Source organism: Actinomadura fulvescens (genome assembly GCF_039533225.1).
Taxonomy (GTDB): Bacteria; Actinomycetota; Actinomycetes; order Streptosporangiales; family Streptosporangiaceae; genus Spirillospora; species Spirillospora fulvescens.
In genome coordinates this window covers 112503-127444 of record NZ_BAAATD010000017.1, presented here as the reverse complement: position 1 = coordinate 127444, position 14942 = coordinate 112503, and the positions used below count along the sequence as shown (strand labels likewise).

The 14942-nt window shown below is 70.6% G+C and carries 13 protein-coding genes; 2 read left to right on the top strand and 11 right to left on the bottom strand.

From position 1 onward, the window contains the following. Positions 1-3 precede the first annotated feature (3 nt). Entirely contained in the window at positions 4-1272 is a 1269-nt protein-coding gene (gene hisS / locus ABD333_RS41645; protein ID WP_344548165.1) for a histidine--tRNA ligase, read from the top strand. Beyond that, positions 1269-3035, top strand: a complete 1767-nt coding sequence (aspS, locus tag ABD333_RS41640; protein ID WP_344548164.1) for an aspartate--tRNA ligase — start codon at positions 1269-1271, stop codon at positions 3033-3035. Before hisS ends, aspS begins: the two co-directional genes overlap by 4 nt. 165 nt (positions 3036-3200) lie before the next feature. Here the strand turns inward: aspS and ABD333_RS41635 are convergent, their stop codons facing one another. The 11 genes from ABD333_RS41635 to ABD333_RS41585 form a co-directional block, all read right to left on the bottom strand. After that, positions 3201-5375, bottom strand: coding sequence for a RelA/SpoT family protein (locus ABD333_RS41635; protein WP_344548212.1), 2175 nt, complete (start codon positions 5373-5375; stop codon positions 3201-3203). Between the two features lie 579 nt (positions 5376-5954). After that, positions 5955-6479 carry an adenine phosphoribosyltransferase gene (locus tag ABD333_RS41630; RefSeq protein WP_344548163.1) on the bottom strand — a complete coding sequence of 175 codons (525 nt, stop codon included), beginning with the start codon at positions 6477-6479 and terminating at the stop codon, positions 5955-5957. Between the two features lie 76 nt (positions 6480-6555). After that, complete coding sequence (secF, locus tag ABD333_RS41625; protein ID WP_344548162.1) at positions 6556-7716, bottom strand: protein translocase subunit SecF; 1161 nt, start codon at positions 7714-7716, stop codon at positions 6556-6558. Beyond that, positions 7716-9470 (bottom strand): protein translocase subunit SecD, encoded by a 1755-nt coding sequence (gene secD, locus ABD333_RS41620; protein ID WP_344548161.1) that lies wholly within the window; start codon positions 9468-9470, stop codon positions 7716-7718. The genes secF and secD overlap by 1 nt, the downstream gene beginning before the upstream one ends. Positions 9471-9563: 93 nt before the next feature. Next, positions 9564-10028 (bottom strand): preprotein translocase subunit YajC, encoded by a 465-nt coding sequence (gene yajC, locus ABD333_RS41615; protein ID WP_344548160.1) that lies wholly within the window; start codon positions 10026-10028, stop codon positions 9564-9566. A 255-nt stretch (positions 10029-10283) separates the two neighbouring features. After that, positions 10284-11342 carry a Holliday junction branch migration DNA helicase RuvB gene (gene ruvB, locus ABD333_RS41610; protein ID WP_344548159.1) on the bottom strand — a complete coding sequence of 353 codons (1059 nt, stop codon included), beginning with the start codon at positions 11340-11342 and terminating at the stop codon, positions 10284-10286. Then, the gene (gene ruvA, locus ABD333_RS41605) at positions 11342-11944 is read right to left on the bottom strand and encodes a Holliday junction branch migration protein RuvA (RefSeq protein WP_344548158.1); all 603 of its coding nucleotides are present in this window, start codon (positions 11942-11944) and stop codon (positions 11342-11344) included. The genes ruvB and ruvA overlap by 1 nt, the downstream gene beginning before the upstream one ends. Then, positions 11941-12474, bottom strand: a complete 534-nt coding sequence (ruvC, locus tag ABD333_RS41600) for a crossover junction endodeoxyribonuclease RuvC (protein WP_344548157.1) — start codon at positions 12472-12474, stop codon at positions 11941-11943. The genes ruvA and ruvC overlap by 4 nt, the downstream gene beginning before the upstream one ends. A gap of 293 nt (positions 12475-12767) precedes the next feature. Beyond that, positions 12768-13520, bottom strand: coding sequence for a YebC/PmpR family DNA-binding transcriptional regulator (locus tag ABD333_RS41595; protein WP_344548155.1), 753 nt, complete (start codon positions 13518-13520; stop codon positions 12768-12770). A 3-nt stretch (positions 13521-13523) separates the two neighbouring features. Further along, positions 13524-14144 (bottom strand): pyridoxal 5'-phosphate synthase glutaminase subunit PdxT, encoded by a 621-nt coding sequence (gene pdxT, locus ABD333_RS41590; RefSeq protein ID WP_344548153.1) that lies wholly within the window; start codon positions 14142-14144, stop codon positions 13524-13526. 116 nt (positions 14145-14260) lie between these two features. Beyond that, the gene (locus ABD333_RS41585) at positions 14261-14875 is read right to left on the bottom strand and encodes a DUF6928 family protein (protein ID WP_344548152.1); all 615 of its coding nucleotides are present in this window, start codon (positions 14873-14875) and stop codon (positions 14261-14263) included. Positions 14876-14942 lie beyond the last annotated feature (67 nt).

Sequence of the window (14942 nt, the reverse complement as noted above, 5' to 3'; positions counted from 1 at the left end):
ATCATGAGTTCGAGCTTCCAGGCCCCCAAGGGGGTCAGTGAATACGTTCCGCCGCGCGCGGACCTCTTCGCCGCCATCCGCCAGGCGTTCGCCGAGCAGGCCCGGCTGGCCGGTTACGGCTATCTGGAGCTGGCGGTCTTCGAGGACACGGGCCTCTTCAAGCGGGGCGTCGGCGAATCGACCGACGTGGTCAGCAAGGAGATGTACACCTTCGAGGACCGCGGCGGCCGGTCGCTGACGCTGCGCCCCGAGTTCACCGCGGGCGTGCTGCGGTCGGTGCTGGAGCACGGCCTGCACAAGCAGGGCGCGCTGCCGGTCAAGGTGTGGACGACCGGCCCGGCGTTCCGCGCCGAACGGCCGCAGCAGGGCCGCTACCGGCAGTTCTACCAGCTCGACCTGGAGGCGATCGGCAGCGAGGATCCGCAGGTCGACGCCGAGACCATCGCCATCGCCTGGCAGTGGTACCGAGACCTCGGCCTGCGTCAGGTGCGGCTCCTGCTCAACTCCCTGGGCTGCCGGGAGTGCCGCCCCGCCTACCGGGCACTGCTGCAGGACTTCCTGCGCGGGCTGGACCTCGACGAGCCCACCCGGGAGCGCATCGAGATCAATCCGCTGCGGGTGCTGGACGACAAGCGCCCGCAGGTCCGGGCCCAGGTCGCGGGCGCGCCCCTGATGGCCGACCACCTGTGCGGTGCCTGCAAGGCCCACCACGACAAGGTCCGCGAGCTGCTGGGCGACCTGGGCATCGAGTGGGAGGACACCCCGACGCTGGTGCGCGGGCTGGACTACTACACCCGCACCACCTACGAGTTCGACCACCCGCTGCTCGGCGCCCAGTCCGGCATCGGCGGCGGCGGGCGGTACGACGGCCTCTCGGAGGACATCGGCGGGCCCCCGCTGCCGGGCATCGGCTTCGGCCTGGGACTCGACCGGACGATCCTGGCCCTGGAGGCCGAGGGCGCCGCGTTCGCCGCCCCGGCGCGCTGCGAGGTCTTCGGCGTCGCGCTCGGCGAGGAGGCCGAACGCAGGATGTTCGCCCTGGTCGCCGGGCTCCGCCGCGCCGGGATCGCGGCCGACATGGCCTACGGGGGCAAGAAGCTCAAGGGCGCCATGAAGGACGCCGACCGTTCGGGTGCCGCCTACGCCGTGATCCTCGGCGAGCGAGATATCGCGGCCGGGTCCGCGCAGGTGAAGGACCTGGCGGCGGGTGACCAGACCGCCGTGCCGCTCTCCGAGATCACTTCGACGTTGAAGGAAAGGCTTTCACGATGATCCGCTCGCACGAGGCGGGGACGCTCCGCAAGGAGCACGCCGGTCAGACGGTGACGCTGGCCGGCTGGGTCGCCCGGCGCCGGGACCACGGCGGCGTCACGTTCATCGACCTGCGGGACGCCTCCGGCACCGCCCAGGTCGTGTTCCGTGAAGAGGACACCGCGCACGACCTGCGTTCGGAGTTCTGCGTCCGGATCACCGGCGAGGTGCGGGTGCGCCCGGCGGGCAACGAGAACCCCGAGCTGCCGACCGGTGAGATCGAGGTCGCGGCGGCCGAGATCGAGGTGCTGTCCGAGGCCGCGCCGCTGCCGTTCCCGATCGAGGGCGACGTCAACGTCAACGAGGAGGTCCGGCTCAAGTACCGCTACCTCGACCTCCGCCGGGAGGCGGTCGCCCGGTCGATGCGGATCCGCTCCGAGGGCTCGTTCCTGGTGCACGAGGTCATGCGCGAGCACGGCTTCGTCAACGTCGAGACACCGACGCTGACCCGTTCCACTCCCGAGGGCGCCCGCGACTTCCTCGTGCCGGTGCGGCTCAAGCCGGGTCACTGGTACGCGCTGCCCCAGTCGCCGCAGCTGTTCAAGCAGCTGCTGATGGTCGGCGGGCTGGAGCGCTACTACCAGATCGCCCGCTGTTACCGGGACGAGGACTTCCGCGCCGACCGGCAGCCGGAGTTCACCCAGATCGACGTCGAGATGTCGTTCGTCGAGCAGGACGACGTCCTCACGGTCGCCGAAGACCTGGTGGCGCGGCTGTGGAAGGAGATCGCCGGCTACGAGATCCCCCGGCCGATCCCCCACATGACCTACGCCGAGGCGATGGCGCGGTACGGCTCCGACAAGCCCGACCTGCGGTTCGGCAACGAGCTGACCGACATGACCGAATACTTCGCCGGCACCTCGTTCCGGGTGTTCCAGGCCCCGTACGTGGGCGCGGTGGTCATGCCGGGCGGCGCCTCGCAGACCCGCAAGGAGCTGGACGCCTGGCAGGACTGGGCCAAGGCGCGCGGCGCCCGCGGCCTGGCGTACGTGCTGCTCCAGGAGGACGGCACGCTCGGCGGCCCGGTCGCCAAGAACCTCTCCGACACCGAGAAGGCGGGTCTGGCCGAGAAGACGGGCGCCAGGCCCGGCGACGCGATCTTCTTCGGCGCGGGCGCTCCGCACGCCACCCGCGAGCTGCTCGGCGCCGCCCGCCTGGAGATCGGCCGCCGCTGCGAGCTGATCGACGAGTCCGCCTGGGAGTTCCTCTGGGTCGTGGACGCGCCGATCTTCGAGCCGGTCCACGACGACCAGGGCGAGCAGATCGGCTGGACCTCGGTGCACCACCCGTTCACCTCGCCCAAGCCCGAGTACGCCGACGACTTCCAGGACCGGCCGGGCGAGGCCCTCGCCAACGCCTACGACATCGTCTGCAACGGCAACGAGATCGGCGGCGGCTCGATCCGTATCCACCGCGCCGAGATGCAGCAGCGGGTCTTCGACGTGCTGGGCCTGTCCAAGGAGGAGGCCGAGTCCAAGTTCGGCTTCCTGCTGGAGGCGTTCAAGTTCGGCCCGCCGCCGCACGGCGGCATCGCCTTCGGCTGGGACCGCATGGTCATGCTGCTGGCGGGCCAGGACTCGATCCGCGACGTGATCGCCTTCCCCAAGGCCGCGTCCGGCTACGACCCGCTGACCGCCGCGCCCACGCCGATCACCGAGCAGCAGCGCAAGGAGGCCGGGATCGACGTGATCCCGGACGAGGACGAAGAGCCCGCGCAGGCCTGACCCTCGACGCGGCTCAGGACAATCAGGACGAGCCCCGCATCCCGGACGGGTGCGGGGCTCACCCGTTCACGGGAAAGTCGCCGTACGGACGTTTCAGGGCCGTAGAGAAGGGGTAGCGCACGCGCGGCCTGGCGCGTGGCCCGGCGCATGCGGCCGGGGAACGGCTCAGCGGTGGGTGCCGCTGGTGACGCGGTAGACGTCGTACACGCCGTCGATCGAGCGCACGGCCTTGAGGACATGGCCCAGGTGCTTGGGGTCGCCCATCTCGAACGTGAAGCGGCTGACCGCGACCCGGTCGCGGGTGGTGGTGACCGACGCCGACAGGATGTTGACGTGCTGGTCGGACAGCACCCGGGTGACGTCCGACAGCAGGCGCGGGCGGTCGAGGGCCTCGACCTGGATGGCCACCAGGAAGACCGAGTCCTCACCCGGGGACCACTTGACGTCGATCAGCCGGTCGGGCTGCTCCCTGAGCTGGGCGACGTTGACGCAGTCGGCGCGGTGCACCGAGACGCCGTGGCCGCGGGTCACGAAGCCCACGATGTCGTCGCCCGGTACCGGGGTGCAGCAGCGGGAGAGCCGTACCCAGACGTCCGGGTCGCCCGCCACGACGACGCCGGGGTCACCGGTGGAGCGGGTGCGCTTGCGCCTGGTCGGCAGCGCGATCTCGGCGAGGTCCTCCTCGGCGCTCTCGACCCCGCCGAGCGCCTCCACCAGGCGCTGGACGACGGTCTGCGCCGAGACGTGGCTCTCGCCCACCGCCGCGTACAGCGACGACACGTCGGGGTAGCGCATGTCGCGGGCGAGGGCGAGCAGCGCCTCCCCGGACATCATGCGCTGGAGCGGCATGTTCTGCTTGCGCATCGCGCGGGCGATCGACTCCTTGCCGGACTCGATCGCGGTGTCCCGGCGCTCCTTGGAGAACCAGTGCTTGATCTTGTTGCGGGCGCGGGCGCTCTTGACGAAGTTGAGCCAGTCGCGGCTGGGCCCGGCGTCGGGCGACTTGGAGGTGAAGACCTCGACGGTGTCGCCGTTGTCGAGGGTGGATTCCAGGGGAACGAGGCGCCCGTTGACGCGGGCGCCGATACATCGGTGCCCGACCTCGGTGTGGATGGCGAACGCGAAGTCGACCGGCGTGGCGCCCTGCGGCAGCGCGATCACGTCGCCCTTGGGCGTGAAGACGAAGACCTCCGACACCGACAGGTCGAAGCGCAGCGACTCCAGGAACTCGGCCGGATCGGCCGTCTCCTTCTGCCAGTCGAGCAGCTGGCGCAGCCACTGCATGTCGGCGGCCTTGCGGCCGGCGACCGTCTCCTCCTTGTACTTCCAGTGCGCGGCGACGCCGTACTCGGCGCGGCGGTGCATGCCCCAGGTGCGGATCTGCAGCTCGACCGGCTTGCCCTCGGGCCCTATCACCGTCGTGTGCAGCGACTGGTACATGTTGAACTTGGGCATCGCGATGTAGTCCTTGAACCGGCCGGGGACCGGGTTCCATCGCGCGTGGATCGAGCCGAGGGCGGCGTAGCAGTCGCGGACGCTGTCGACCAGGACCCGGATGCCGACCAGGTCGTAGATGTCGTCGAAGCTGACATCGCGGGCGATCATCTTCTGGTAGATCGAGTAGTAGTGCTTCGGGCGCCCCGTCACCGTCGCCTTGATCCGGGCGTCGCGCAGGTCGGTCGACACGTTCTCTATCACGTCCTGCAGGAAGACGTCGCGGCGCGGCGCCCGCTCGGACACCAGGCGGGCGATCTCGTCGAACCGCTTGGGATAGAGCGTGGCGAACGAGAGGTCCTCCAGCTCCCACTTGAGGGTGTTCATGCCGAGCCGGTGGGCCAGCGGCGCGAACACCTCCAGGGTCTCCCGCGCCTTCTTCTCCTGCTTGTGCCGGGGCATGTAGCGCAGCGTGCGCATGTTGTGCAGCCGGTCGGCGAGCTTGATCACCAGAACGCGGATGTCGCGGGCCATCGCGACGACCATCTTGCGCACGGTCTCGGCCTCGGCGGCCTCGCCGTACTTGACCTTGTCGAGCTTGGTGACGCCGTCGACCAGCGAGGCGATCTCGTCGCCGAAGTCGGCGCGCAGCTCGTCGAGGGTGTAGGGGGTGTCCTCGACGGTGTCGTGCAGCAGCGCCCCGCACAGGGTCTCGGTGTTCATGCCGAGCTCGGCGAGGATCGTGGTCACCGCGAGCGGATGGGTGATGTAGGGATCGCCGCTCTTGCGCTTCTGGTCGCGGTGGTAGTGCGCCGCGACGTCGTAGGCGCGCTCGATGAGGCGCAGGTCCGCTTTGGGATGGGTGTTGCGGACCGTCTTGATGAGTGGTTCGAGTACCGGGTTCATAGCGGGGCCGCGCTGGGCGCCCAACCTGGCGAGCCTACGGCGCACCCGGGCGGCAGACGGTGGGATCGTGGCCGGCGTCGGCCTGGACGTGTTGGCGGGTTGAGCCGGAGCTGATGGAGCCGGGGCGGGAGCCGCCTGGCTCCGTCGGCCCGGCCTGTCGTCGGCGCTGGAGGCCGCGGGCGGCGTGGCCGGTTTCCGCGTGCCGGGCGCCTGCTTGTCGGCGGCCTGCTGCTTCTGGGCGGTACGGGTCTCGGCGGAGCTGGTCTCAGCGGAGCTCTCAGTGGTGCTGGTCTCAGTGGAGCCGGTGTCGGCGCGCTCCTGGTCGGGTGTCTGCTCGCCGGGGGCGGCCGCGTCGCTGCTCGCCGCGCCCTCCGTCGGCGTGGCCTGGCGCGCGGGCGGCGGGGCCGTGGTGCGTCCGGCCGGGCGGGCCGCAGCCTCCGGCCGCGCGTGCTCCGGCTCCGCGGCGTGATCCACCGCGGCGTCGGTCACCGCGTCGGTCGATACCACCTCACCGGGCACTCAGCCTCCCCTGACCTGTGGGCGCCGCATCCCGTCAGTGTATCCGGCCCCATTTCGGCACTAGACCGTAACCAACGAATGGACGTCCAGATTCCCCAGTTTGTCCCGTCCATGCAGGAACGAGAGCTCCATCAGGACCGACAGCCCGACGACGTTCCCACCGCCGCGCCGCACCAGGTCCGCGGCCGCCCGGGCCGTTCCCCCGGTGGCCAGCACATCGTCGACGATCAGCACCCGGTCGCCCGGCGTGAACGCGTCGACGTGCACCTCGATCGTTTCCGTCCCGTACTCGAGATCATAGGTCTCTTCGTACGTCCGCGCGGGCAGCTTTCCCTTCTTTCGCACCGGGACGAAGCCCGCGCCGAAGTGGTAGGCCACCGGAGCGGCGACGATGAACCCGCGCGCCTCGATGCCGACGATCTTGTCGACGGTGCCGCGGCCGTGGTGGTTGACGATGGTGTCCACCACGCCGGCGAACGCCACGTGATCGGCCAGCAGCGGGGTGATGTCCTTGAACACCACGCCCGGCTTCGGATAGTCGGGCACGTCGCGGATCCGGTCCTGGATCAGCCGGTCGAGGTCCACTGCTCTGCTCCCCCTTCGGCACCGCGCCCCCTCCCGGCGGTGTGCCGGAGGGGGGCGCGGTCCAGAGCGATCTGTGTCACTTGCCCTTGCGTTGCTGGCGGGTGCCCCGCTTGGGCTGCTGTCGCGGCCCCTGCTGGACGACCTTGCGGACGGTCACGCCCGCGGGCGCCACCGCGGTGCCCGCGGCCCCGGCGGCACCGGCCTTGGCATCGTCGTCGTCCACCTCGCCGGCCGCGGCCGGCTCGGTGACCTTGGCCGCCTTGGCCTGCCGCTTGGGGCTGCTCTCGCGCCGCGCGATGTTCTCGCGCAGCTGCTGGTACTTCGGCTCGCGCTCCTTGAGCTGGACCAGCAGCGGCGTGGCCACGCAGATCGAGGAGTACGTACCGACGATCATGCCGACGAACAGCGACAGCGACAGGTCCTTCAGCGTGCCCGCGCCGAACAGCGTGGTGCCGATGAACAGGATCGCCGCGACCGGCAGGATCGCGACCAGCGAGGTGTTGAGCGACCGGACCAGCGTGCTGCTGAGCGCCTGGTTCGCCGCCTCGCTGTAGGTGATCTTGGACGTGAGGCTGAGCGGCTTGGTCACTTCCTTGATCATGTCGAACACCACGACGGCGTCGTACAGCGAGTAGCCGAGGATCGTCAGGAAGCCGAGCAGCGTGGCCGGGGTGACCTCGAAGCCCGACCAGGCGTAGATGCCGGCGGTGATGACCAGGTCGTGGACCAGCGCCACGACCGCGGCGAGGGCCATCCGCCACTCGAACGCCACCGACAGGTACGCGATGATCAAGATCATGAACACCACGAGGGCCTGCCAGGCCTTCTTGGAGATCTCACCGCCCCAGGTCGGGCCCACCACCTGGGTGGTGATCGAGTTGGCCGAGACGTCCAGTGCCTGGGAGACGGTCTGCTTGACCTTGGTGACCTGCGTGGAGGTCAGGCTCTCGGTGGTCACCCGCCAGTCGTCGCCGGCCTTCTGCACCTTGGTCTCGCCGTGCACGCCACCGCTGGTGACGGCCGAGCGGACCTCCTCGATGGAGGCGCTGGACGCCGGGATGGTGAAGACCGAGCCGCCCTTGAACTCGACGCCGAAGTTGAGGCCCTGGATCAGCAGCCCCGCGATGGAGATGGCGAGCAGCAGGCCGGAGATGGAGTACCAGATCTTCGGCCGGCCGACGATGTCGGCGCTGACCTCGCCCCCGTAGAACCTGGAGAAGACGGAGCGCGTGGACATCAGGCCTCCTGGCTCTTCGGAAGGGGAGCGGTCGTGCCGCCACGGCGCAACCGGCTCGGGCTGAGGCCGGACAGCCGGTGGCCCTTGCCGAAGAACCGCGTCCTCGACAGCATCGCCACCAGCGGCTTGGTGAAGAAGAACACCACCACGACGTCGATCAGGGTGGTGAGGCCCATCGCGAACGCGAAGCCCCGGACACCGCCGACCGCCAGGAAGTAGAGCACCACGGCCGCCAGGAACGTGACCGCGTCGGCGACCAGGATGGTGCGCCGCGCCCGCTTCCAGGCGCTCTCGATCGAGGGCCGCAGCGTCCTCCCGGCTCTCAGCTCGTCCCGTAGTCGTTCGAAGTACACGATGAACGAGTCGGCGGTGATGCCGATCGAGACGATGAGGCCGATGATGTGCGGCAGCGAGAGCCGGAAGCCCATGCCCTCACCGAGGATGACCACCGAGACGTAGGTGATGGCCGCCGCCACGACGAGGCTGGACACCGCCACGAGCCCGAGGCCCTGGTAGTAGACCATGCAGTAGAGCACGACCAGGCCGAGGCCGATGGCGCCCGCGATCAGGCCGCCGCGCAGCTGGTCGGAGCCCAGCGTCGAGGACACCTCGTCGATGGAGCTCTGCGTGAACTCCAGGGGCAGGGCACCGTACTTCAGCACGTTGGCCAGGTCGTCGGCGTACGACTGCGTGAAGCTGTCGGGCGGGCCGAAGATGCTGGCGGTGCCGCCCGTGATCGCGCCGTTGTCGATGCTCGGCGCGGACACGACCTGGCCGTCCAGCACGATCGCGACCTGCCGCTGGGGGGTGCCCTGCGGCGCCTTGTAGGCGTCGCTCGTCACCGCGGCGAACTCCCGGGAACCCTGCGACTTGAACTTGATCGCGACGGTCCAGCTGCTCTGGCCCTCCTGCGGGTTCGGCGGCATCGCGTTCGCGTCGGAGACCTGGGTGCCCTGGACGCGCACCGGGCCGAGGATGTACTTGCCCTTGCCGTCCTGGTCACAGGCGGCGACCCACTTCTTGTTGGGGTCGTTGGAGCCGGGCGCGGTGGTCCCGTCGGGCGAGCAGGTCAGCTTCTTGTACTGGTCGATGACGGCCTTGTCGTCGATGCCGGAGAAGTCCTCCTGGGCGCCGGCGTCCGGCGGCAGGGTCGGCAAGGCCGACGGGTTGACCGACGGCACCCCGGACGGGTTCCCCGAGGGACTCGCCGACTGGCTCGGCTTGCCCGTGCCCGACGGCGTGGGCGTCGGGGCCGCCAGGGCCTCCGACAGCGCACGGCCGCGCGGCGTCGCCGTCGAGGACGGCTTGATCGACGACGAGGGCGACGTGCTCGGGGTCGCCTTCGGCGACGGGCTGCCGGTCGCCTTGCCGGTCGGGCTGGCCGACGGGCTGCCCGAGGGGGGCGGCTGCGTGGTGGGGGTGCCGGCCCCCACCACGTAGACCTGGCGGAACTGCAGCTTGGCCGTCTTGCCGATCGTGTCGACGACCTGCTGCTGGCCTTCGCCGGGCACGCTCACGACGATGTTGTTGCTGCCCTGCTTGTTCACCTCGGCGTCGGACACGCCCAGGCCGTTCACCCGCTGGGTGATGATCTTCACGGCCTGGTCCATCTGGCTGGCCGGAGGATTCTTGCCCGCCTCGGTCTTGGCGGTGAGCGTCACCGTCGTGCCACCGGCGAGGTCGAGCCCCAGTTTCGGGGTGCTCCTCCCCTGGAGGAACATGACCCCGGTCAGGGCCACCATGACCGCGAGCAATCCGAGGAGCGTGCGCGCGGGATTGGGAGTGCTGCTACGAGGCGGAGCCACTGGTCGTCTTACTTCCCGTCTTCACTGGTTGCCGACGCGCCGTCAGGCCGAGGGCTTCTCCGTCGAGGAGGCCTTGGCCGCGGGCTTCGACACGGCATCATCCTCCACCTCGTCCGCGGCGTTCTTGTCGTCCTTGGACAGATCGATCGAGTCACCGGCGGGCTTGCCGTCCTCGTCACCGTCCTCGGCGTCCTCGAGCTCGTCGGCCTCGTCGTCCCTGACGACGTTCATGACGGCCTGCCGGACGAAGCGGGCCTCGACACCCGGAGCGATCTCCAGGACCAGCCCGTCGTCGTCGGTGGACACCACGGTCGCGTGCATGCCGCTGGTGGTGATGACGCGGGCGCCGGGCTCGATGGAGTTCTGCAGCTGCAGTTGCTCCTTGCGGCGCTTGCTCTGCGGCCTGATCAGCAGGAAATAGAAGACCAGGGGCACGGCGAGCAGGAGAAGCAGGTTGAAGGCGCCGCCGCCGCCGCCGTTCGCCGCAATAATCATGTTGCCGCCCATCGCTGGGGCATCCTTCCGATGTGGTTTGCCCAGCCTGTCGCCAGAATGGCCTCGCGCGAGGGAACCGCCGGCTGGAAGACGGTGACCAAGTCCCGGAGTCTAGAGAGTACGCGACAGCCCGGCAACGACGTGACGACCGACGGCGCCGGGAAGTTCCCAAGCCGTTACTCCTTACGCGCCGGTCTGTGACCGCCGGGGTGTGACGACCCGTTCCGACCGGCCTCGACCGGCCGCACCGCTACTCCGGATCTTCGTCTACTCCGGATCTTCGTCGATCTCGAAGAGGGCGCCGGCCATCGGGGAGCTGGGCGGCGGGGTCAGGCCCAGGTGCGCCCAGGCCGCCGGGGTGGCGATGCGGCCGCGCGGGGTGCGGGCCAGCAGGCCCTGGCGGACGAGGAACGGCTCCGCGACGACCTCGACGGTCTCGGGCTCCTCCCCCACCGAGACCGCCAGCGTCGAGAGCCCCACCGGTCCCCCGCCGAACTTGCGCATCAGGGAGCTCAGCACGGCCCGGTCGAGCCGGTCCAGGCCGCGTTCGTCCACCTCGTAGAGGGTGAGCGCGGACCGCGCCAGCTCAAGGTTGATCACTCCGTCGGCGCGGACCTCCGCGAAGTCGCGGACGCGGCGCAGCAGGCGGTTGGCGATGCGGGGCGTGCCGCGCGAACGCCCGGCCACCTCGGCGGCGGCGTCGTCGGAGATCTCCACGCCGAGCAGCCGGGCGGACCGTTTGACGATCACCTCCAGCTCGGCCGGCTCGTAGAAGTCCATGTGGGCGACGAACCCGAAGCGGTCGCGGAGCGGGCCGGGGAGCATGCCGGCGCGGGTGGTGGCGCCCACGAGGGTGAACGGGGCGATGTCCAGCGGGATCGCGGTGGCGCCGGGCCCCTTGCCGACCACGACGTCGACGCGGAAGTCCTCCATGGCCATGTAGAGCATCTCTTCGGCGGGCCGGGCCATCCGGTGGATCTCGTCCAGGAACAGCACCTCCCCCTCGGCCAGCGTGGACAGGACCGCCGCCAGGTCGCCCGCACGCTCGATCGCGGGGCCGGAGGAGATGCGCAGCGGCGCGTTCAGCTCGGCCGCGATGATCATGGCGAGGGTGGTCTTGCCGAGCCCCGGGCCGCCGGAGAGCAGCACGTGGTCGGGTGTCCGGCCGCGCCGCAGCGCGCTGTGCAGGACCAGGGAGAGCTGCTCGCGGACACGTTCCTGTCCGATGAAGTCATCGAGTCTCCTCGGCCGGAGGGCGGCCTCGATCACCTGCTCCTCGGGCCCGTCCGCGTCGGCCGACACCAGCCGCTCGTCGAAATCGGCCACTACTTGCTCAGCTTCTTGAGAGCGGCCTTGAGCAGGGCCGGGACCGGCGGGGTCTCGCCGCCGGCGAGATCGGCGGCGACGGCGTCCACGGCGGCGTCGGCGTCCCTGGCCGACCAGCCGAGGTTGATCAGGCCGGCCTGGACCTGGTCGCGCCAGACCTCGGTGCGGACGGGCGCGCGGACGTCGTCTGCATCGCCGATCGGGCCGCCCAGGCGGTCGCGGAGTTCGAGGACGATGCGCTGGGCGCCCTTCTTACCGATGCCGGGGACCTTGGTGAGCGCGGTCAGGTCCTCGGTGGACACCGCCCGCCGCAGGGCGTTGGGCGTGTGCACGGCGAGCATGGCGAGGGCCAGTCGTGGGCCCACGCCGCTCGCGGTCTGGAGGAGCTCGAAAACCGATCGCTCGTCCTCGTCCGCGAAGCCGAAGAGGGTCAGCGAGTCCTCGCGGACGACCAGGGAGGTCGGCACCTGCGCCTGGTCGCCGACCCGCAGCCCCGCGAGCGTGGCGGGCGTGCACTGCACGGCGAAGCCGACCCCGCCGACATCCACCACGGCTCCGTCCGGTCCGGCGGCGGCCACCCGGCCGCTGACGAAGGCGATCACTCTTCGGTCCTTCCTGTCGTACGCGCGGCGAGCCGGGCCGCGTTGATCCGGGCCTGGGCGCCGCCGCGCCAGACGTGGCAGATGGCCAGCGCCAGGGCGTCGGCGGCGTCGGCGGGCTTGGGCGGGGCGTCCAGCCGCAGCAGGCGGGTGACCATCGCGGTCACCTGGGCCTTGTCGGCGCGCCCGTTGCCGGTGATGGCGGCCTTGGCCTCGCTGGGGGTGTGCATGGCGACCGGGACGCCGTGGCGGGCGGCGCAGACCATGGCGATGCCCGCGGCCTGCGCGGTGCCCATGACGGTGCGGACGTTGTGCTGGGCGAACACGCGCTCGACGGCGACGGCGTCCGGCCGCATCTCCTCCAGCAGCGCCGCGATCCCGGCCTCGATGCCGAGCAGCCGGATCGCGATGTCGTCGCCCGGGCTGGTCCGGATGACGTCCACGGCCACGAGCCGCAGGGGTTTGCCGGGCGCGCCCTCCACGACGCCGACGCCGCACCTGGTGAGCCCCGGGTCCACTCCCAGCACCCGCACGGCCCACCCCTTCGATCATTTGTTCGGCACCCGCCAACGGTACCGAAACAGCATGACATCGTCGCGCACTTGTTTATTGCTTCGGTGGCCTGGTCCACTCGCCTGGCGGCTCGCGGACCAACCACCAAAGCGGCGAACGCGACATCGCTTCGCGATCTTCGGCGGGGACATCGCCTCCGGCTCGTCCCCGCCTCAGGTAGCGCGTTCGCGTGCGTGGCCCGGTTTCCGTGGATGTCTGTGGGCCGGGCCTTTGCCGTCTCTGCGGACACCGGGTGGGACACGGCGCGCGGGGTTCAGGCGTCGATCTTTTGCATGACCTCGTCTGAGACGTCGAAGTTGGCGTAGACCTCCTGGACGTCGTCGCTGTCCTCCAGCGCGTCGAGCAGGCGGAACACCTTGCGGGCGTTGTCCTCGTCCAGCGGCACCGACATGGTCGGCAGGAACTTGCTCTCGGCCGAGTCGTAGTCGATGCCCGCGTCCTTGAGCGCGGTGCGGACGGCGACCAGGTCACCGGCCTCGCAGACGACCTCGAAGCTCTCGCCGAGGTCGTTGACCTCCTCCGCGCCTGCGTCGAGGACGGCCATCATCACCTCGTCCTCGTCCGTCCCCCCCTTGGGGACGATCACGACGCCCTTGCGGTTGAACATGTACGACACCGAGCCGGGGTCGGCCAGCGAGCCGCCGTTGCGGGTGAGCCCGACGCGGACCTCGGAGGCCGCGCGGTTGCGGTTGTCGGTGAGGCACTCGATGAGCACCGCGACGCCGCCGGGCGCGTAACCCTCGTACATGATGGTCTGCCAGTCGGCTCCGCCGGCCTCCTCACCGGCGCCGCGCTTGCGCGCGCGCTCGATGTTGTCGTTGGGGACCGAGCTCTTCTTCGCCTTGTAGATCGCGTCGTACAGCGTCGGGTTGGCCTCGGGGTCACCGCCGCCGGTGCGGGCCGCCACCTCGATGTTCTTGATCAGCTTGGCGAAGAGCTTGCCCCGCTTGGCGTCGAGGGCAGCCTTCTTGTGCTTGGTCGTCGCCCATTTGGAATGGCCGGACATCTGTCAATCCTCCTGCTCCGTCGCCCGGCGCACCAGATCGGCGAAGTAGTGGTGCACGCGGAAGTCGCCCGTCAGCTCCGGATGGAACGCGGTCGCCATGAGACGGCCCTGACGGACGGCGACGATCCTACCGGCGTTGGAGCCGGTCTCGGCGCGACCGAGCACCTCGACGCCGTCGCCGACGGCCTCGACCCAGGGGGCCCGGATGAAAACCGCGTGGTACGGAGCGTCGCCCATGCCGCTCAGCCGCACGTCGGACTCGAACGAGTCGACCTGGCGGCCGAAGGCGTTGCGGCGCACCGTCATGTCGATGCCGCCGATCGTCTCCTGGCCCTCGATGCCGTCCCGGATGCGGTCGGCGAGCATGATCATGCCGGCGCACGACCCGTACGCGGGCATGCCCGCCTCGATCCGCTTGCGCAGCGGGTCGAGCAGGTCGAAGGCGCGGGCCAGCTTCCACATCGTGGTGGACTCGCCGCCGGGCAGGACCAGCGCGTCGACGCGTTCCAGTTCCTCGGGGCGGCGGACCGGGAGGGTGCGCGCTCCCGCGGCCTCCAGCGCGCGAACGTGCTCGCGGACGTCGCCCTGCAGCGCGAGCACACCGATCTCGGGCACAGCAGTCACCAGTGACACCTTCCGGGGAGTCGGGGGGCGGTCTCAGGACGCCTCTGGGGCGTCTCAGGGACCGTTCTCAAACCCTAGACGTTCCTTACAACGCCCCGGCACCTGCTGGATCTTCCCTAGCAGAGCTTGAAGCGACGCAGCGGGAGCTCCATCGGCAGGAAGCCGTCGGCTCCGCGCTCGGCGAGACGGCGGCCGAACATGTACCGCTCGGCGAGCGCCAGGCCGAACTCCTCCGGGTCGAACGGCAGCGGCACGTCGTCCGCGCCCTCGTCGATCGCCCGCCAGAAGGGGCGTTCGGCGGGGAGCCGGGGGCCCTGGTCGACGACCACGCCGTCCTCGGCGGTCACGAACACGTCCCGGCGCAGCTCGCCCGCCTCGTACCACCGGAACCAGCAGCCGGAGATCACGCTGTGCAGCACCAGCACGCCGCAGTTGGCGCCCGGCAGGGCCGCGGCGGCGGTGTCGGCGATCCGGCGGGCGTCGTCGTCCAGGCCGAACAGGCGCCGGTCGCACAGCAGCAGGGCACGGCCGAACGCGCCCACGAACAGCTCGTCCTCGTAGGGCCAGAGGGCGAAGTCCAGCACGGTGTCGCCGGTCTCCACGAGGGTCGCCGCCGGGTAGAGCCCGCGCGCCATACTGGCCGCCGCCTGCGCGTCGGGCACGAGTCCCGGCCCGAACACCTTGCCCGGCTCGCCCTCGCTCGCACAGGCGAGCGCCACCGACCACCCCATGCTCTTCCCCTCCCGCGACCGCCCGCCCCACGATCCGGCCGCGGCCAGCGTAATCCCTGGAAAGGCG

Coding starts and splice junctions, on each gene's coding strand:
- hisS (WP_344548165.1), top strand. CDS start 4: ATGAGTTCGAGCTTCCAGGCCCCCAAGGGGGTCAGTGAATACGTTCCG.
- aspS (WP_344548164.1), top strand. CDS start 1,269: ATGATCCGCTCGCACGAGGCGGGGACGCTCCGCAAGGAGCACGCCGGT.
- ABD333_RS41635 (WP_344548212.1), bottom strand. CDS start 5,375: ATGAACCCGGTACTCGAACCACTCATCAAGACGGTCCGCAACACCCAT.
- secF (WP_344548162.1), bottom strand. CDS start 7,716: ATGTCCACGCGCTCCGTCTTCTCCAGGTTCTACGGGGGCGAGGTCAGC.
- yajC (WP_344548160.1), bottom strand. CDS start 10,028: ATGGGCGGCAACATGATTATTGCGGCGAACGGCGGCGGCGGCGGCGCC.
- ABD333_RS41595 (WP_344548155.1), bottom strand. CDS start 13,520: ATGTCCGGCCATTCCAAATGGGCGACGACCAAGCACAAGAAGGCTGCC.
- ABD333_RS41585 (WP_344548152.1), bottom strand. CDS start 14,875: ATGGGGTGGTCGGTGGCGCTCGCCTGTGCGAGCGAGGGCGAGCCGGGC.